28 protein-coding genes and 2 tRNA genes are annotated in these 15,713 nt (G+C 35.2%); 2 read left to right on the top strand and 28 right to left on the bottom strand.

Annotation, left to right across the window (positions count from 1 at the left end; all coding sequences use genetic code 11):
• Nucleotides 1–13: 13 nt before the first annotated feature.
• The 25 genes from BTM29_RS07915 to BTM29_RS07800 form a co-directional block, all read right to left on the bottom strand.
• A complete protein-coding gene (locus tag BTM29_RS07915; RefSeq protein WP_054642048.1) occupies nucleotides 14–208 on the bottom strand; it encodes a hypothetical protein in 195 nt (64 codons plus the stop codon).
• Between the two features lie 12 nt (nucleotides 209–220).
• Complete coding sequence (locus BTM29_RS07910; protein WP_083685957.1) at nucleotides 221–2,095, bottom strand: terminase large subunit; 1,875 nt, start codon at nucleotides 2,093–2,095, stop codon at nucleotides 221–223.
• On the bottom strand, nucleotides 2,096–2,587 hold the full coding sequence (locus BTM29_RS07905; RefSeq protein ID WP_076615819.1) for a phage terminase small subunit P27 family: 492 nt from the start codon (nucleotides 2,585–2,587) through the stop codon (nucleotides 2,096–2,098). It abuts the gene before it with no gap.
• 96 nt (nucleotides 2,588–2,683) lie between these two features.
• Nucleotides 2,684–3,196: an HNH endonuclease gene (locus tag BTM29_RS07900; protein ID WP_076618830.1), complete on the bottom strand. Its 513-nt coding sequence runs from the start codon at nucleotides 3,194–3,196 to the stop codon at nucleotides 2,684–2,686.
• Nucleotides 3,183–3,560 (bottom strand): hypothetical protein, encoded by a 378-nt coding sequence (locus BTM29_RS07895; RefSeq protein WP_056950744.1) that lies wholly within the window; start codon nucleotides 3,558–3,560, stop codon nucleotides 3,183–3,185. Before BTM29_RS07895 ends, BTM29_RS07900 begins: the two co-directional genes overlap by 14 nt.
• 14 nt (nucleotides 3,561–3,574) lie before the next feature.
• Nucleotides 3,575–3,784, bottom strand: a complete 210-nt coding sequence (locus tag BTM29_RS07890) for a hypothetical protein (RefSeq protein ID WP_076615816.1) — start codon at nucleotides 3,782–3,784, stop codon at nucleotides 3,575–3,577.
• Nucleotides 3,785–3,864: 80 nt separating this feature from the next.
• Nucleotides 3,865–3,938: transfer RNA gene (locus BTM29_RS12820), tRNA-OTHER, on the bottom strand.
• Nucleotides 3,939–4,167: 229 nt separating this feature from the next.
• A tRNA-Ile gene (locus BTM29_RS07885) sits at nucleotides 4,168–4,239 on the bottom strand.
• Between the two features lie 354 nt (nucleotides 4,240–4,593).
• A complete protein-coding gene (locus BTM29_RS07880) occupies nucleotides 4,594–5,013 on the bottom strand; it encodes an ArpU family phage packaging/lysis transcriptional regulator (RefSeq protein ID WP_076615814.1) in 420 nt (139 codons plus the stop codon).
• Nucleotides 5,014–5,101: 88 nt separating this feature from the next.
• Entirely contained in the window at nucleotides 5,102–5,302 is a 201-nt protein-coding gene (locus BTM29_RS07875; RefSeq protein WP_076615811.1) for a hypothetical protein, read from the bottom strand.
• Between the two features lie 2 nt (nucleotides 5,303–5,304).
• Nucleotides 5,305–5,721, bottom strand: a complete 417-nt coding sequence (locus BTM29_RS07870) for a hypothetical protein (RefSeq protein WP_076615808.1) — start codon at nucleotides 5,719–5,721, stop codon at nucleotides 5,305–5,307.
• The gene (locus BTM29_RS07865) at nucleotides 5,721–6,131 is read right to left on the bottom strand and encodes a hypothetical protein (protein WP_076615806.1); all 411 of its coding nucleotides are present in this window, start codon (nucleotides 6,129–6,131) and stop codon (nucleotides 5,721–5,723) included. Before BTM29_RS07865 ends, BTM29_RS07870 begins: the two co-directional genes overlap by 1 nt.
• A 70-nt stretch (nucleotides 6,132–6,201) precedes the next feature.
• Complete coding sequence (locus tag BTM29_RS07860) at nucleotides 6,202–6,633, bottom strand: hypothetical protein (protein ID WP_076615803.1); 432 nt, start codon at nucleotides 6,631–6,633, stop codon at nucleotides 6,202–6,204.
• 62 nt (nucleotides 6,634–6,695) lie between these two features.
• Nucleotides 6,696–6,887, bottom strand: a complete 192-nt coding sequence (locus BTM29_RS07855; protein ID WP_076615800.1) for a hypothetical protein — start codon at nucleotides 6,885–6,887, stop codon at nucleotides 6,696–6,698.
• On the bottom strand, nucleotides 6,874–7,209 hold the full coding sequence (locus tag BTM29_RS07850; protein WP_076615797.1) for a VRR-NUC domain-containing protein: 336 nt from the start codon (nucleotides 7,207–7,209) through the stop codon (nucleotides 6,874–6,876). Before BTM29_RS07850 ends, BTM29_RS07855 begins: the two co-directional genes overlap by 14 nt.
• A 281-nt stretch (nucleotides 7,210–7,490) precedes the next feature.
• The gene (locus tag BTM29_RS07845) at nucleotides 7,491–8,750 is read right to left on the bottom strand and encodes a virulence-associated E family protein (protein WP_076615794.1); all 1,260 of its coding nucleotides are present in this window, start codon (nucleotides 8,748–8,750) and stop codon (nucleotides 7,491–7,493) included.
• Nucleotides 8,747–9,544 carry a bifunctional DNA primase/polymerase gene (locus tag BTM29_RS07840; protein ID WP_076615790.1) on the bottom strand — a complete coding sequence of 266 codons (798 nt, stop codon included), beginning with the start codon at nucleotides 9,542–9,544 and terminating at the stop codon, nucleotides 8,747–8,749. The genes BTM29_RS07845 and BTM29_RS07840 overlap by 4 nt, the downstream gene beginning before the upstream one ends.
• A 66-nt stretch (nucleotides 9,545–9,610) precedes the next feature.
• Entirely contained in the window at nucleotides 9,611–10,174 is a 564-nt protein-coding gene (locus BTM29_RS07835) for a DUF669 domain-containing protein (RefSeq protein ID WP_076615787.1), read from the bottom strand.
• 2 nt (nucleotides 10,175–10,176) lie between these two features.
• Entirely contained in the window at nucleotides 10,177–10,944 is a 768-nt protein-coding gene (locus tag BTM29_RS07830) for an AAA family ATPase (RefSeq protein WP_076615784.1), read from the bottom strand.
• Complete coding sequence (locus BTM29_RS07825) at nucleotides 10,944–11,189, bottom strand: hypothetical protein (protein WP_076615781.1); 246 nt, start codon at nucleotides 11,187–11,189, stop codon at nucleotides 10,944–10,946. Before BTM29_RS07825 ends, BTM29_RS07830 begins: the two co-directional genes overlap by 1 nt.
• Complete coding sequence (locus BTM29_RS07820; RefSeq protein WP_076615778.1) at nucleotides 11,186–12,439, bottom strand: DEAD/DEAH box helicase; 1,254 nt, start codon at nucleotides 12,437–12,439, stop codon at nucleotides 11,186–11,188. Before BTM29_RS07820 ends, BTM29_RS07825 begins: the two co-directional genes overlap by 4 nt.
• 122 nt (nucleotides 12,440–12,561) lie before the next feature.
• Nucleotides 12,562–13,098 (bottom strand): NUMOD4 domain-containing protein, encoded by a 537-nt coding sequence (locus tag BTM29_RS07815; protein ID WP_083685954.1) that lies wholly within the window; start codon nucleotides 13,096–13,098, stop codon nucleotides 12,562–12,564.
• Nucleotides 13,070–13,549: a siphovirus Gp157 family protein gene (locus tag BTM29_RS07810; RefSeq protein WP_076615774.1), complete on the bottom strand. Its 480-nt coding sequence runs from the start codon at nucleotides 13,547–13,549 to the stop codon at nucleotides 13,070–13,072. The genes BTM29_RS07815 and BTM29_RS07810 overlap by 29 nt, the downstream gene beginning before the upstream one ends.
• Nucleotides 13,550–13,765, bottom strand: a complete 216-nt coding sequence (locus BTM29_RS07805) for a hypothetical protein (protein ID WP_076615770.1) — start codon at nucleotides 13,763–13,765, stop codon at nucleotides 13,550–13,552.
• A 12-nt stretch (nucleotides 13,766–13,777) separates the two neighbouring features.
• The gene (locus BTM29_RS07800; protein WP_125673037.1) at nucleotides 13,778–14,035 is read right to left on the bottom strand and encodes a hypothetical protein; all 258 of its coding nucleotides are present in this window, start codon (nucleotides 14,033–14,035) and stop codon (nucleotides 13,778–13,780) included.
• 145 nt (nucleotides 14,036–14,180) lie between these two features.
• On the opposite strand from BTM29_RS07800, the gene BTM29_RS07795 reads away from it, so the two are divergent.
• A complete protein-coding gene (locus BTM29_RS07795; RefSeq protein ID WP_076615762.1) occupies nucleotides 14,181–14,816 on the top strand; it encodes a hypothetical protein in 636 nt (211 codons plus the stop codon).
• 107 nt (nucleotides 14,817–14,923) lie between these two features.
• Here BTM29_RS07795 and BTM29_RS13075 read toward each other — a convergent pair whose 3' ends face one another.
• Nucleotides 14,924–15,049, bottom strand: coding sequence for a hypothetical protein (locus BTM29_RS13075; RefSeq protein WP_257787684.1), 126 nt, complete (start codon nucleotides 15,047–15,049; stop codon nucleotides 14,924–14,926).
• A gap of 24 nt (nucleotides 15,050–15,073) precedes the next feature.
• Nucleotides 15,074–15,334 (bottom strand): MerR family transcriptional regulator, encoded by a 261-nt coding sequence (locus tag BTM29_RS07790; protein ID WP_076615759.1) that lies wholly within the window; start codon nucleotides 15,332–15,334, stop codon nucleotides 15,074–15,076.
• A 64-nt stretch (nucleotides 15,335–15,398) separates the two neighbouring features.
• On the opposite strand from BTM29_RS07790, the gene BTM29_RS12815 reads away from it, so the two are divergent.
• Nucleotides 15,399–15,557, top strand: coding sequence for a hypothetical protein (locus BTM29_RS12815; RefSeq protein ID WP_157886446.1), 159 nt, complete (start codon nucleotides 15,399–15,401; stop codon nucleotides 15,555–15,557).
• Here BTM29_RS12815 and BTM29_RS12810 read toward each other — a convergent pair.
• Nucleotides 15,549–15,710: a hypothetical protein gene (locus BTM29_RS12810; RefSeq protein WP_157886445.1), complete on the bottom strand. Its 162-nt coding sequence runs from the start codon at nucleotides 15,708–15,710 to the stop codon at nucleotides 15,549–15,551. The genes BTM29_RS12815 and BTM29_RS12810 overlap by 9 nt on opposite strands.
• Nucleotides 15,711–15,713 lie beyond the last annotated feature (3 nt).

Here is a 15,713-nt window from a genome sequence, read left to right as displayed (position 1 = left end):
CTATAGTAGGCGGTTACTTAGTAGGCTTATTCAAAATCAATGAAACAATTATTAAAGTGGCACCCAAAACATAGTTACCAATCATCGTTCCAAAGTGGTATGTATTTATATCAACAATTAAAATTGCCAATAAAAAAAGCACTGTATCTAAATTAATTAGAAGCCAGCGCTTAAAAATATTAAATCTTGCTATTAGATTTTTAACCATTGGTCTCCCTTCTTAAAAACTAAATTTACCTGAATTCAAATATTTTTTAATATCATCATCAGAATATCTAGAGAGCGGGTCGTCACGATTTCGCATGTCATTGAAGTAATACATTGCTTGATACATTCCATCAATCAAAGCATCAACCACATCAATCTTTAATGACTGCTTGGACTTTCCAATCTCCATACCTGCTCTATTCTCACCAACATCAGCATTCATTAACGCTTTTTTCATAATTTCATCATCTTCATGTGAAATATTTCTATGAAAGAAACTATCCTGAATGTATTTAATTGATTCAGTTAAAACATATGATGTTTGTTTAATAGGCATAATGTTCCAGTCTGTCTTGTCGTTTAATGCTTGAGTGAAATTGTTGGTTCTTAAAGCATCATAACCAAAGAACAATACATTTAATTTATTTTTCTCTACGAATGTCATAAGCCACGTGTAGACTTGATCTAAATTAATAAGTCCACGTTCATTATTAGTGATGGTGCAATAGCCTAGTTCGGCATACTTACGATACTCAATACCATCTGATTTTTCCTTCGCTGAAATGGAACCCATTAACTTCCACGGAATAAATGAATGTTGCATGATATGATACCGTTCCATGCCGTTCTCTTTATAAGGAAAGATGAACGTTAATGAAGTGTTATCGGATGTAAGACTGGCATCAAAGCCGATGTATACGTCCTTACCTTTAATATCAAAATCAGTAGTAGAAGTAGTAGCTTCCCAGTCGTCTAAATCAATATATGAATTAGTTTTGTAGTCTAACCATAGATTTAAATTCTTATTAGCAAATCTAAACTCCTCACCCGACAAGCGCTTATCATCAAGTTCCTGTTTCAAACCTGACATTAAATTATCATGCTCGCTTGGTAGTAATAGTAAAGGATTACTTTTAGCCCAAGTTTCAGGATCGTTCATTTCATCTTCACTATCTTGCGCCCAAATTAAAACTAACTTACGGTCGCCTTCTTCATGATCGTCACGTTCCATAATCTTAATAATAGAATCTTCCTCTTGTTTAAAAGGAACTGTAGAATCGGGATAAGCAGTAGAAATTTGAGTGAACTGCGAATTAGGAACTTTAACTTGACCGGATGTAATTTTACTAGTAACAACAGAGTGATTAGTTTCTCCAGCTTCGTCATAGACAGCAAACAAAAAGTGGTAAGAATCAAACTTACCACTCTCCGCTGATAGTTGTAATAACCTATTGTTAGTTTTGCGCTGGATCACTTTATTGTATTGAACATCTAAATCAGTTTGTTTCTTTAATTCATTAAATACGACATTCTTATCAATGATTTTATTCATCATCGTTGAAATATAGCCATAGATCTTTCTTGCCTGATCAGTAATGTTTGAAGTAACCATGAGATCCTGATTATCCAGTCCCATAGTTTCAATTAAATACGAATAGCAAGCAATGATAGACATTAAATAAGTTTTCCCTTGTCCACGAGCAACAGAAATAATAACCGAACCATAACGTTTATTTCCTGTTTTGATTTCTCGCCAACCGAACATTAAGCAAAGTATAAAGTTTTGCCAGTCCATTAAAGGAACTGGTTCCCCTGTATCAACGTTGGGACAAATGTCCGCAAAGTTTAAAACTTGTTGACACTTCTCAACGTCATAGTAATAAGGATAGCTATAAGTTGAATCTTCAACGCATTGAAGGTCTCGCAATTGTCTATATGCTGCAAGTTTCATATTGTAACCAGAAATAACTTCCAAATCTAGGACTTTAAAAGCATATTTTGTACCTTCGTCTTTATACTTTGCTTTAATATCACTGAAATCTCTCGATTGATATTCTTTCAGAAGTTCAAGTGGCCGTTGACTGCGCTTTATTTTTGATAAGTCCATCTACTGACCCCCAAACTTCTTTAATTCTTTTTGAATGTCAATGCTGTTAGAATCATTTCCGTTAACTCCTATACGTTGAGAGTAAGAGTTAAAATCAATTCCCAAAGTCATACCTAAACTTCTTAAAGCCTTCGAACAATTGTCAACAATACCAACGGCTGGGTTCTTTTTAAGATTTCCATTCTCATCCATGTAAACTTGACCATGTTCTGAAATACTATTGACTGCATCTAAGTACATAGCATACTGTGTGCAGAATAATTCGAGATTAGTTTGATCTAGAACACTAACTAATCCGACTGATTCTAGTTTTGGCACTAATGTCTTCCACAATTTCTTAGCTTCTGGCATTAGATAACTTGGTGCTCGCTTAGGTAGCTTTTTAAGCCCTTTTCTAGCTTGTTTGACGGCAGTTTGACGTGCCTTTTGTTCTGGATGTCGTGGGTCTACAACAGCTAAATTAGGCTTTCTACCTGCGTTTCTTGGGTTCAACTTCTCACCTCCTACGTTAAAAGTTTAATTTTCGGACTTTTTTTAAAGCTCATGCCCACTATGCGAGCTGTCTCCCTAGAGACACTAGGCGGGGGTCTATTTTGAAAAGTTCGGTAATTCTGAAATATCTTTTAATAAAATATCTTTTTGTATTTTTTGATTATTGTTTTTATATCCTGTGTGATAAAACTTGTGTTCCCAATCTGTCTTACGACTGTGACATCCACGGCAGATTGTAGCTAAGTTAGAAGTGTCTCGGATAAGCTCCGGCGCTACTTGACCTGGTACGATATGGTCAACTGTATTAGCTGGTCTCACGATTCCAAAGCGATAACAGTATTGACAAACGTAGTTGTCACGCTCAAGTACAGACAATCGGATGTGCTTCCATTCTCTTGAGTGATAGAAGCTGTCACGCTTCTTGCGTTCACCATTAGCAACACGAGCAGTAGCATTGTACTCTTGCTGATGTCTCTTAATGTGTGAGCGTTGCTTCGCTATGCGCTCTTCATATGCTGATAGGTCTGCTGCGTGTTCATTACAGAATGGACTGTTACCACTCACTAAGTTATGACAGCCACTATGCTTACATCTTCTAACGAAGGTCATTATGAATACTGTTTTCTCTGGTAATAGAACGATCATGTTTTATCTTCTCAAGCACCTCAAAGTCTCCTTTAGTAAGATACGCATTAAAATTGTTGGGAACATAATGAAGTATTCCTTGTGGTTTAACCTTTGGTGTAGTCACATATTCTTTACTGTTATATTTATCCCAGCCTTGATGTAACATGCTTTGGTAGTTAATATCATCATCGGACCAGTAATAAAGACTCATAGTATTAGTACCAGAAGGGTTAGAGTTAGCACCCTCAGTCACGTAATGATAATCAAAGTTATATATTCCCTCAATACGTTTACCTAAGTCGTCATATATAATTGGTGCTTCATTAGGATGTATGATTACTTTCATATTTATGCCTCCGATTACAACTTAAACTTATAGCCTAAATAATCTGAAATTTTATTTAAACTCTTTTCTTTAACTGAATAAGTATGTCCATCAATATTCACGTAATAAAGTTTCCTATACTTTTTATATCCTTTAGTAATTGACGAAATAAGATTAGGGTTAATGTAAGCATCGTTTGAAACCAATGAACCTTTTTCAAAATAATAATATTTAATCTTTAACATATTGTTTCCTCCAAAATAAAAAGCCGATAGGAATTAACCTATCAGCTAGTAGCGTACTAAGTACGCGTTCAGTTTTAATATAGTGTGAGTGGGATTCGAACCCACGGTTTATCCCTCTACTTAAAGAGCGCTTCAATTAAGAAGCTACCACACTACAATTAGCCTTGTGAGTTACACGTCTGCTTCACATTATCGCAATGTCAACTAACGTACGAATAGTTAATATAAGCTTCACGGCTAATATATAGCCAGGTATGGAATCGAACCATGCACCATCATCAAAATTTAGCGTTACCCTTTGCACCACTAGCTACTGTTGTTATTTACAAAAAGGAAAGTTGAGGTTTTCCTTTATATTTTATGACCGTTTTTCCGCCGGCCAATGGTTTGATTAGGACTTGAACCTATATCTACCAATTATAAGTTGGTTGCTCTAACCTATTGAGCTATCAAACTATAATGACTGGATCAACAGCCAGTCATCAAAATAAAATAAAGGAGGAATTAAAATTAAAATACAATAGTGTGAGCTGACACTCACAATGTAAGAATCGGGAATTGAACCCGAAATCAATCAGAGCGTTTATATTATATTGCTTGGTCTCTATTGATTTGTCCAACACATTCTCACAGAAGTAAGAGAGTTTCCACACTCTCCTACAATGTCGGTTAAATGCGAATGCCAATACGCAATTTAACATAGTAATGAGGGTGACAATTAGTATTTCTGCCAATCATCTATGCTACTAATATACATCAATTGCTTTCCGGTCGATGAACGCTGTTACACCGCTGTTTGACCGCTTTTTTTAAATGAAAACTTGCATAGTATAATAATCTGCAAACGCTTCGGCAAAATATAAACATGCATTATTTTTGCACTCATTATATCTTGTTGAAGCATATCCTGCCACCTCCATGGTATCGATATTACTTTGGCCATATAAATAGCGATATTTAAGAATAGTTTTGTATCTATAATCGTCGGGGCAATTCTTAATTGTCTTATAAGTAGCAACAACCAATTCCTGTGCTCTCAATTGATCCATAACTTTATTTTCTTGAGTATTAATAGTATTTCCAGCACTCCCAACATTTTCAAAACTAGGGGACTGTATAGACGTTATATCCATATGTGCACGTGCTTTTAATCTAGGAAACTCGTGTTCAAAATAGTATTTAACGTTTTTAATTGTTTGATCTTCATTTAATTCTGGAAATAACCCCATTAATATAGCCCTCCACATTGTGATATAATTGATTTGCTTGAACCAATTAATTAGCTACTCACTTTGTGAGTGGCTTTTTTTATTTAATCTATTTGAACCCGTGCTTATTCCTTTTGGCATTCGATCGCTGCCATTCATCGTCTTCTCTATATAATTTTTTACCGATCCTGTTATTTTGACATATTATGTCTTCTATATAAAAAAGCTCTTTATGCATAGCAGCTGCTATTTCTTTATTCTTATATCTATTTTCTCGCATTTGATAGACTGCTAAATTATCATCCGTCATAATTAATAGTCCTCTACCTCTTCCATAAATAGTACAAGTTGTGGATTCATAGCAGCAACTTCGTCAATTGTGAACTTAGTTTTCCAATGACCAAATCCAAATTTAGTACCTAACTCTGCTCCCCCTTCCGAGTTGATATTTAGATAAGAGTATTCATCGCCTTCAATCAAATGAACATAATATTTTTTATCTGAGAATTTAGCCTTACCAGTGTAAAGGTCAATTAAATCTTGAGCGAATTGCGTTTTATTTTCATCGCTCAATGGATTGAAGTAATCTCCTAATGAAGGATAATCTTCGTCGTCAACGCTCATGAAATTATAAAGTAGACATGCGCCATTTTCAGAGTCGGTTGCTAAATAATGAAAGTCATTTTGCATGCCAGCATTCCAATTAATAATTCTTTTTTCTTCTGTCATTATTCATTTACCTCACTAACTGGAATAGCAAATGGTACATATTTATCACCAAGATCTTCAATTTCATCCATTGTGAATTTTGTTTGATACCCACTCCAATTGCCTTTATTACTAATAAATAAATGATCATCTTTTATGCCACGATTCAAATATGAAAAATCAGGATCACTAGCAAATCTCACATAATATAATTGCTCATCAAAGTCTGCTTTGTCATTAATATAATCGGCAATGTCTTGCAACGTTTGTTTATCATCATTTTCAACATCAATATTTCTAATTAGATAGTTTAAGTTTGGACAAGTATCTTCAAAATCCTCATCTGTTAAAAGTGCAAGTGGATAAGTATATCCTTTAATATTTTTAAGCTCTTTTCGTACTTCTTTGCTGTAACCTTTTAAAATTCTCATAATTAATCCTCCAATTTAATCAATCTGTAGCCATTTTTAGTGCGTTTCGCGCTCGTGTAATTTCCATTAGTTATACCTCCAAACGTTGAAACATATCAGCTGTAAATTTAGGAAACCGGCTTAAAAATTTTTGAAACTGTTCATCAGTTAGTTTCTGAGTTGGATTATTATGTGGAGCGTAAAATGTCGAAAAGTAAAAGAATCCTCGTACAAGTGTTACGTATATGGCGCCATCAACGGCATCAATGTCATTCAATCTATACGCGTGTTTAGATTCATCCAATTCATAATCGTTGTTATAGATATCAGTAATAATTTGAATTATTTCATCAAATTCAATATCATCAGGATCTAAATTCAAATCATCCAAAATGCCTATCGTCATATCAGAGTTTTCACTTGCGAAATCATTAATAATTTCGATTAAAAACTTTCCATCAAGATTCTCTCTCACATAGTTAACCAAGTCCTTGTATTTACTATCCAACTGTCTTTTAGTCATAATTTTCTCCTCTATATGTCATGATGTATATTTGTGATATGTTGTGGTTTTAGTGCTGATTGCTATCTAATATAACTTGATAACTGTCCCAAATCTAAATTGTGATTACATGTTGCAACTAAGATAGCAGCTGCTTTTGATGTTTCAAAACTGCTAGGAATCTCGCCATCTAATTGTTTATTTATTAGTTCACGATTTACATAGGCAAAATCATCAATTAAATTGTCGTATAGTCTCTTTTTATTTAAATCCATAACCCACTAGCTCCTCATCAATTATTTTTAATGCGTCTTCTGGCGAACGTGCTATACCGTGAATGATTCCATCACACATCAATTGATTATGAAATTGTATTTGGTCTGGTCTAGGTCTTCCAGTTGGTGTCTTAACTTCGATATAAAACATTTTCCCGTTAGAGATTTTGTATCCATGTAGGTCTGGATAACCAGGTGGAAATCCTGTATCAAACCACCGCCCGTTCTTCATCATTACTTTTCCAACGTTTGCTCTAAATATTCGGCAATGATCTTGACTAACTGCAACACGAATATCGTTCTGTATTTGTTGTTCTCTCATATAACTCCTTTTTAGTGCCTTATATAAACGCTGTTATATCAACGTTCCTTAAAATTCTAGGCACTAGCAGGCACTAACTTAGGCACTATGCTTTCTTACTCTCCCAAGGATTTTACCCCGATTTAGGCACTAGGCACTAAAAACTCTATACCCTTGTACATTTATAGATAAGTAATATATAAACCTATATATATAATTAGTGCCTGTAGTGCCTATATATCTATATATCCTTTGTCGCTCTAAGTTTACAGCTTAGGCACTAAGCCGTTTTTTAGTGCCTATTAGTGCCTATTTAGTGCCTTATATCCACGTTTTGGGTTTTTTACATATTCCCAATCATCTTTGTTATCCATTACATATTTAATCTTTTTTGATAATCTGCGATTTTTGACTAAATTGTCTTCGCCAAGATATTTACCAATCTGATTACTGCTTAAGAATGTCTCACTTGTTTCTTGAAGAAATTCATCAATTCCTTCTTCTACTTCATCCACATACATGAAATCTTCACGATGTTTCGTTAACATTTTTTCTTGTTTCTTAGTAAGTCCAAAACTGAAATCGTGTTGATAGTAGCTAACGAATTCTCCCCACATTTCATCAATAATTTTGTCGGTCAAATCATAAAACGGTGTTTCCTTTTGACGTGATTCGTCCACCTTAACCGGCAAGAATCTACGTTCACCAGTACGATCCTTTAAATAAGTCATTTCATTGGTTGTCCTGGCTAATACAAAATTCTTAGGATAGCGGATTGATTTCCTGCCGTATGGTGGTCTAAATTCCAATTCTTGAGCCGAAACGAACTTCTTTAAACTTTCAAAACTACTATTGTTTGTGGCAGTCATTTCATCATCATTAGCAATCAAGCTTCTTAACATGATCGAATAACCATCTTTATCCTTAAAATCTGCAAATTGGTCTGTATACCAGTCTTTAGCCATTTTGATTAAGAATGTTGTCTTACCGGCTCCTTGTCCTCCCACTAGATCAAGAACAAAGTCGAATTTTGTTTCTGGCTCATATGCTTTTGTGACGGCACCAACGAAAAATAACTTAGTTATCAATGTTGTTATCTCTGATTTTTCTACGCCTAAGAATCTAGGTAGGAAATCGGCAACTCGTTTCTTGCCGTCCCATTCTGTGTAGCAGAAATCAAAGTAATCAGTTACTGGGTTGTAAGTCCGCTGGCGTGCATCGTTGGTTACAGCCATTTGAAACAGATTTCGGTTGAACAAAAGGTGGTAATGATCTTCTATGTATCTCAATATTGCTGGGTCATAATCATCAATCATTTGGCCTTTCTTGATATTCAATTCGGGTACATCTTTAACTACTCCGATTTCGTGAGTGAAATCATTGAATGCAAAGATATTTTTTAACACTGGATCTCGTTCTAATATCAATCCAACGTTTCTTAAACTATTAGCCTTAGGATTCTCATTAGAATTAAGTTCAAATGGGATAGGCATGTTAACTACTTTCTTACCGCCCTTTTTTTGCATTTCTGCTAATGTATCGATTTCATTTTCTAAGCTCATTTAGTACCTCCTCTCCGTCTAATTTCTTTTTTTACCATTGATTCAAATGTTCTTTCAAATTCATTAGGTGGTAATGATTTTGGAGTGTTATTATTAGCTGTTTTGGCTAGCTTATACGTAGCTTTAACGTCCACGTTACGGAATAGTAGCCCGCCTACAAAACTCGCTAAGGCGTTGTTTCTGCCACCTGTTTCGCCTAATCCGTTAACGATTGATTCAAACAATTCTGATGTCGCCGTTTTATCGTCATTGAATTTATAATTACCAGGATCGTAGTCATCCTTTTCAACTGGCTTTTTATTGATCAGTTCAATTAATTCACGACTAGGAGTAACAATAGGGTTGTGATTCAACCACTTGTATTGATGTCCTTTATTCTCGCTTGGAGCTATCAAAACATAATTATTAATATGTGCTTTGATGTCCACACCTGGTAACCATCCAATATGCTGGCTAACTTCAACATCAGGACGTTTGAAATATATCAATTGCCTACCGCCTGATGCAGTCTCTTGTTCCAATGTTGGTACTAATAGATCTTTATGTTCAAACTCTTTAATAGATTTGAAACCGTCATGTCCGTGTGCTTTAGCCTTGTCGATATCAATTACAAAGAAGTTAGTGGTCCTGATTGCTATTTGCGCATACGGGAATTTATTCCATAATTTTTTAATTTCTTCAGGAGTAAATGCTGGCTTGTCTGCAAATTTAACTAGTGGTCTCTTATCAAACATTGGGAGAACACTCAAACCTTTTTCTGCATAGGCAACAGCATAATTAACTAAATTTTTCATGTTCCCTCCTATTGGGCATCCCACCCATTTGGCATACTTTTAAGTGATACTGCACTGATTAATGTTCTAGAATGGTCTATCTGAATTGTCTGGCGTTTGGTTAATTCTATCTGTCGGTGTATTTCCGAATGGTAAATCGCTATCTTTAACTTCTGGTGCATTCTTAGCATTGAATGGATCATCAGGAATACCGCTGAAATTGTAAGTCTTGTAAGGAAAATCAGGATTTTTCTTGTTAGGTCTAACACTTAGATTCATTTCGACTGCATTGCCTTTAAAGCTTTCAAATGCGGAAGCTAGGGTGTCATAGTTTTCCCAGTCTTCATCTTTTAATGTGAATCCTAATGCTACGGATAATTTAGCAATCAATTTGATACTTGCTGACACGATGTTATCTGGTGTTGGTGCTTCTAGTGAGAATCTATTGAAGTCCATTTCTCCAGAGTGGTCACCTTCTAAAACTTGAATAGTGATCATCAAGTGTTCCCAACCTTTAGCTGACGCTTTATGTTCAAGTCCTTTAAAAATTACCTTGTAATCACCACTTGGCAATTGTTCCATTGCGTTTGGATCATCATTTTTAGCATCGAATCCTCTTAAAGCGTTGTTTTTAGCATCTAATAAACTCATAATTATTTATCTCCCTCAATTTGTTGTTGTTCTTCTTGTTGTTTAATAATTTTGTTCTGTTCTGAAATTGATGTTTGAACCGGCTTATCATAAACACCTGGTACATTATCCAAAATCCTTAAGATTTTAGGGTCATCAATCTGTTCACGGATATACTCTTTACGTCTATCTGTGACTTTGCGGATATATCTCTTACCAATTCGTTGTGTGTAAATAACTAAGTCGGCATTACCATTTACAATGTTATAATACTTAGTTCTAAGACTAGGAATTTCATGTGCTTGAATTCCTTCGCCTTCAGTAATTGCTCGACTGATATAAACTACATTCAAAGGCAATGCTTTTAGATCCATTACCATTTCTTGCAATACAGTATTGAACATTGAAAATCCTTTACCATATCCAATATCTGCCAATGTTTGAACTCCTTCATCAGCACAGATGGCTTGTTCTAGCATCACACAGACATCATCTATAACATCTACTACTACTGTTTCATATGTATGATGTTCATTCTGTAATGCTCGAATTATCTCATCTAGTTGCGTGATAATACTTTGTTTTAATCCACGTCCATTAGCATTCTTGATGTTCCTGATTTGGATGGCTGGCGCTGATTGTGCTAATGAATTACCATCAGTATTCAGGAATAATGGACTTGGAAAGTGTTCTGCTAAGTAACTCTTGCCTGACATGGTGGCACCATATATGAAGAAATTGCGTGGTGTGTCAATCGGCGTATGTGGTTCGTTAACTGGTAGTATTGACATTATTTCCCCCTGATTGAATATTTAACTAATAATTTAAGTAACTTTGTTTCATTCTTACCAACACCGTTAAACATTGTGTTGACTCGACAATTGAGTATCAATGAAACTTTAGCTATTGGATGTGAATTACTTGGCTTGTATACCCATAATTGTTGATTCGGTCTATCTGGATTGCTTGAACCGAAACCTGTCTCATAGCCAAGCTTTTTAATGTCTTCAACTAAAACTTCTGTACTACGCATCATTTAATGAATCCTCTTTTCTTTCCGTAAAAGTAAATCCAACCTGGCTTATAATTGTTAAGCTTTGCGTACGCTTTTACTTCTTCAATGTTTTTTAAATCGTTAATTCGTTTGTCAGCAACGTTACTAATTATGTTATCTTCCATGATCAGCTTGGCTTTGCGAACACGCTCTTCTTTGACCTTTTCAAGTTTGGCGTCCTCAACTACTTCTAATTCTTTTTCTTCTACCAAGTTTGCTCCACAGAATGGGCATGTATCGCCTTTTCGATAGAATGTCGAGAAACACTTGGGGCAAACTGTAACGGGCTTGACGGCTTCACTAGAGCCTTTTTTAGAGCCTTTTTTAGAACCTTCTAGCGTCCAATTATGCGGCTCTGTCGGTAGTCCAAAACGATTAACATTTCCAACATGATCAATAATGATTGCTGTCTTACCTTTGCGTGGGTTCATACAGCGCATTGCAAATTGTAAATAGAGTGATAGTGACTGCGTAGGACGTAGCATAATTACCACATCCACATTCGGTAGATCTAAACCTTCTGTGAAAAGTTCAGCATTGGTTACTACTTGAATTTTTCCATTTCGGTAATCATTAATAATTGAATCCCGTTCATCTTTAGGTGTCTTACCACTAACGGCTTTTGCTACTACTCCATTACCATTCAATTCGTTTGCTAATCGTTCAGCACTTGCCACATTGTAGGTGTATGCAATAGCCTGTTTATTACCACCTAACTTCTTGAAAGTTTTAACGGCATTGCCATAAACTTTCGGTTTGAACGCATCTTCAATTGATTTTTCATCAAACTCTCCATTACGTTTGACCTTTAATTGCGATGAATTTAACTGTTTAGGTGCATAGTAATCAACTGGCGCCAGGAATCCTTCTTTAATCAATTGTTTGATAGGATTGCCAATTATTAAATCATCTGCAACGTCTTCAAATCCTTGCCCATTCAATCGATATGGCGTAGCTGTGAACAATAGTTTTAAGGCTTGTGGGAATTTATCAAGTATTCGTCTATAGCTCTTAGCGAGCGCATGGTGTGCTTCATCGACAAATATAATTGAGGGTGGTTTTAACTTGTCTACGTGTCTAGTAATTGTTTGAACCATTCCTATTTTTGCGAGTGACATATCAACGCCTTGTGCTTTAAATGTCGAAACAACTTGATCCACGATTTCTTTACGATGGACAACAAATAAAATACGGTTGCCCTTGTCAGTCGCTCGGCGGGCGATTTCAGCCATTAAAACTGTTTTCCCAGTTCTAGGGAGGGGATTGTACAATTATTGAACGATGTCCATGATTGAAAGAATCATAAATCTTATTTAATTCTTCAAGTTGGTAGTCTCTTAATTGAAACAATCTGCTACTCACCTGCCTTCATCCATTTATATCCACCGGCTAAATTTCTATGACCATTGATTACAGCGGAAATTTTATATCTATTTGCACCGGACAAAATGGCCGCTTCATTTTCAGTGTCGAAGTGTCCGATTATATTTCCAAATTGATCCATTTGAATAACCGATTGTCCTTGTGACTTATTAGTTCTTTCTCTTGCTGTTCCATAATTCATATTTTCTTTGGGAGTCATCCACTCTAGATTGTCGACACAATTGTTGGTTTTATTTTCATCAATGTGGTTTACCTGTTTTTTGTTACTAGGATTAGGAATAAAAGATAGTGCAACTAGTCTGTGAACCAATTTAAAGTATTCTTTACCGTCTTTATAAAGAGTTATAGAGAGATATCCATTTTTCTGTTTGAAAGGAACAAGACGTTTTTTATACCTATACAAACTTTTTACATTGCCTTTATTTGAAACTTCATATAGCCTTTCGAATCCATAAACCGGTTTCCAAACTTCCTTCAATTTATCTAATCCGTAAAGATGAACTGACACTTAATTCAGCACCAGGCACATCTTTTCCTTCCTTTAATAGTTGTTTGATTCTAGTTTTGTCTGGTGCTACCACAGTTTTAGTTAGGTAAGCTGGAATCAAACTTTCATCAGGAATTCTCACAGATGGAGCATTATTTTGAATATAAATAGTAAATTCATTTGTTTTGATCTTAGTTTTTCCTGTAGTTTCCATAGCCTCTTGTAAGTTTTGCTTTAAAATCTTACGATTGGTAGCAATAGATTTAGCACGTGCTGATAACCTACTAGCTTCATCTTTTAATGCTTGTTCGTCCTTATCTAACTCTTTATCAACCTTTGCGTAACCAACGGCCTTATCCTCGATAGCATCTGTAATAGAATCCATCGTGTCACTGAAAAGCGTTGGGTCTGTATCTTCTGATAATTCAAGTAACTTATGATAACTACCCGTTAATTCATATAATGTTGCCATTTATTCATTCTCCCTCTGTGATATAATTGATTTGTTGATTAATATAGTTAGTTTGTCGTTCTCAATTGCCGTTGAGAGCGACTTTTTTTGTTCGTTCATTTCGCCAGCTAATCTAAGAAATTCATGTACGTACCAGTGAGTCGGTTCACGATTAACTAGAACCCTCATCTGTCCGAATTGAATAGATAGATCAACTAGCTTTTCTAAGTCGTTCATGCTCTCACCTCCTTATGAGTAATAGTGGTCGAATGCATCCTTGACATCTTGTACAGCGTTTTCTCGCTCATGTTCATAGTCTTCAATACTTTCTTCCATTCGCTCCAGACCGTTAGAATATGCTTCTGCATCATCATCATTTGTAGCTAAGACCATGTTGTTTCTAATGATTTCCTTATTGCAATCGGCATATCCGATAGTCTCGCTAATCGTGGACAATCGTTTTAAAGCCTGGTCAATTCGAACAATGTCTTCATTCACGTGGTTCATCTCCCGTCAGTTTGTCATCAATCATGACATCGTATGGTTCAGTGTCACGAATTGGATCGTACTTCTTGCTTGTTAGTTTTGGATAATCTTCGTTCATATGGTTACCTCCTCTGATATAATTAATTTATTTATGGGGGAATTTATAATGCGTTTTGATGCTCCAACAAATTTTGTTGCTATGATTGGTGCTATTACAGGTACTTTGGGATTGTCGCTTCAGGCAATTGGATATCTATTAAAAAAACCGAAACTAGGTTGTGAAAAAGATAAAGTTTTTGATTCATATTGGGCTAACAGTTCAAAATTAATTGTTGAGTCTAACCCAATTACTTCTTCCGAAAGCATTGCAAAGTCTACAGATTTAGTTGCTATTTCATTGGTAATTAAGAATGAAAGAAACCTCCCTATAACTATTGAAAGCATTGAATTAAAAAAGGGATTTAAATTGAATGATGAATTAATATTTAAAAATCCTTCTAAAGAATTTAAGGGTCAACCATTGCTTCTTTTAATACCTAGTGCTAAACATAAGTTTCCAATTAGATTAGATTGCTATGATGTTGTAAATCTTTCACTACTTTATTTTTTTTATAAGGATAAAAAAAGTGATACTCATAAGACGAGAAAAGAACGTGTGATAATAAAAACACCATATAAAAAATTTAAATTTAAAGTTAAAATTGATTATGCCGATACCGTTATCAAGAACAAGAAATTAAAAGATTACCGTAAAACCCTAATTGCTGCCGAAGAAAGCAATATAGATCCAGCAAAGTACTGATATTCCTTGTAGGATCATTCCCACTACTTCCCAGTCAAAATCGAAATCTCTAAGCCACTCATGTATTCCTGTAATGGCTTTTTTTAATGCATTCATAACATCCCTCCTTACATATAAAAGTCTGTATTTTCTTTCAGCCAACCTTTAATACCATGAAATTTAGTCAGCTCGTATGTAACGAACCAAACTGCCACTGGCACCCACACGATAGCTGGTATTGATATGCTTCTCATAAAACTTTGCTCCCACGCTTGTTTTTATTTTGTTAATAGAAATTGATCTACTTCATTTTTGTTGTAAAACTTTGTGCCACCTACGACATGGAACGGCAGGTCTTTCAAATGTTCTCGAATTGTGTTATCTGAAATAGGCAGATATTTAGGTAAATCTGATTGTTTCATCCAAGTTTTTGATTGGCTTGATTGCTCAACTGCTTCTGAAACTTTTGAATAAATTTGATTCTGAATACCTGTTAACTGTTGTTCACTTAGTAGTATTTCAATCGGTCTTGTTTGCATGTAATTCACTTCCTTTATGCTGGTATAATTTAGTTATTCCACATACATTCGAGGCGAAAAGAATATGGTTTCTGAACGTGAACATCAAATGGCAATGGCTTTTGCACAAGCCGCTGTAATTTCTAGCAATGAAGAACACGACCCAGTTAAGCTTGATATTTTTGAAGAAGCCTATAAACATTCATTAGATCAATTTGAAGGCCATTATCCAGATTTAAAGTAGTCTTGACTTTGACTCGTTGTTTAAATCTCTAATAGTGTCTTCAAGAACTACTTGAGCTTGCTCGAATGTCAGATGACGTTCCTGTAAGCTCGTTTTAATTTCAGCTTTAGAATCTAAGTACCAAAGTTCTTTTACATAATTGAATTTGTCCATGTG

It is taken from the genome of Companilactobacillus allii, assembly GCF_001971585.1.
Classification (GTDB): domain Bacteria; phylum Bacillota; class Bacilli; order Lactobacillales; family Lactobacillaceae; genus Companilactobacillus; species Companilactobacillus allii.
Note: the sequence above shows the minus strand (reverse complement) of the source record. Positions and strands in the feature narration are given on the sequence as shown.

Coding starts and splice junctions, on each gene's coding strand:
- BTM29_RS07830 (WP_076615784.1), bottom strand. CDS start 10,944: ATGTCAATACTACCAGTTAACGAACCACATACGCCGATTGACACACCA.
- BTM29_RS07810 (WP_076615774.1), bottom strand. CDS start 13,549: ATGGCAACATTATATGAATTAACGGGTAGTTATCATAAGTTACTTGAA.
- BTM29_RS07855 (WP_076615800.1), bottom strand. CDS start 6,887: ATGGATTTAAATAAAAAGAGACTATACGACAATTTAATTGATGATTTT.
- BTM29_RS07800 (WP_125673037.1), bottom strand. CDS start 14,035: ATGAACCACGTGAATGAAGACATTGTTCGAATTGACCAGGCTTTAAAA.
- BTM29_RS07915 (WP_054642048.1), bottom strand. CDS start 208: ATGGTTAAAAATCTAATAGCAAGATTTAATATTTTTAAGCGCTGGCTT.
- BTM29_RS07790 (WP_076615759.1), bottom strand. CDS start 15,334: ATGCAAACAAGACCGATTGAAATACTACTAAGTGAACAACAGTTAACA.
- BTM29_RS07870 (WP_076615808.1), bottom strand. CDS start 5,721: ATGACAGAAGAAAAAAGAATTATTAATTGGAATGCTGGCATGCAAAAT.
- BTM29_RS07865 (WP_076615806.1), bottom strand. CDS start 6,131: ATGAGAATTTTAAAAGGTTACAGCAAAGAAGTACGAAAAGAGCTTAAA.
- BTM29_RS07910 (WP_083685957.1), bottom strand. CDS start 2,095: ATGGACTTATCAAAAATAAAGCGCAGTCAACGGCCACTTGAACTTCTG.
- BTM29_RS07845 (WP_076615794.1), bottom strand. CDS start 8,750: ATGAGCTTAGAAAATGAAATCGATACATTAGCAGAAATGCAAAAAAAG.
- BTM29_RS07825 (WP_076615781.1), bottom strand. CDS start 11,189: ATGATGCGTAGTACAGAAGTTTTAGTTGAAGACATTAAAAAGCTTGGC.
- BTM29_RS12815 (WP_157886446.1), top strand. CDS start 15,399: ATGGTTTCTGAACGTGAACATCAAATGGCAATGGCTTTTGCACAAGCC.
- BTM29_RS13075 (WP_257787684.1), bottom strand. CDS start 15,049: ATGAGAAGCATATCAATACCAGCTATCGTGTGGGTGCCAGTGGCAGTT.
- BTM29_RS07805 (WP_076615770.1), bottom strand. CDS start 13,765: ATGAACGACTTAGAAAAGCTAGTTGATCTATCTATTCAATTCGGACAG.
- BTM29_RS07820 (WP_076615778.1), bottom strand. CDS start 12,439: ATGGCTGAAATCGCCCGCCGAGCGACTGACAAGGGCAACCGTATTTTA.
- BTM29_RS07840 (WP_076615790.1), bottom strand. CDS start 9,544: ATGAAAAATTTAGTTAATTATGCTGTTGCCTATGCAGAAAAAGGTTTG.
- BTM29_RS12810 (WP_157886445.1), bottom strand. CDS start 15,710: ATGGACAAATTCAATTATGTAAAAGAACTTTGGTACTTAGATTCTAAA.
- BTM29_RS07860 (WP_076615803.1), bottom strand. CDS start 6,633: ATGACTAAAAGACAGTTGGATAGTAAATACAAGGACTTGGTTAACTAT.
- BTM29_RS07900 (WP_076618830.1), bottom strand. CDS start 3,196: ATGACCTTCGTTAGAAGATGTAAGCATAGTGGCTGTCATAACTTAGTG.
- BTM29_RS07795 (WP_076615762.1), top strand. CDS start 14,181: ATGCGTTTTGATGCTCCAACAAATTTTGTTGCTATGATTGGTGCTATT.
- BTM29_RS07850 (WP_076615797.1), bottom strand. CDS start 7,209: ATGAGAGAACAACAAATACAGAACGATATTCGTGTTGCAGTTAGTCAA.
- BTM29_RS07895 (WP_056950744.1), bottom strand. CDS start 3,560: ATGAAAGTAATCATACATCCTAATGAAGCACCAATTATATATGACGAC.
- BTM29_RS07875 (WP_076615811.1), bottom strand. CDS start 5,302: ATGACGGATGATAATTTAGCAGTCTATCAAATGCGAGAAAATAGATAT.
- BTM29_RS07880 (WP_076615814.1), bottom strand. CDS start 5,013: ATGGGGTTATTTCCAGAATTAAATGAAGATCAAACAATTAAAAACGTT.
- BTM29_RS07890 (WP_076615816.1), bottom strand. CDS start 3,784: ATGTTAAAGATTAAATATTATTATTTTGAAAAAGGTTCATTGGTTTCA.
- BTM29_RS07835 (WP_076615787.1), bottom strand. CDS start 10,174: ATGAGTTTATTAGATGCTAAAAACAACGCTTTAAGAGGATTCGATGCT.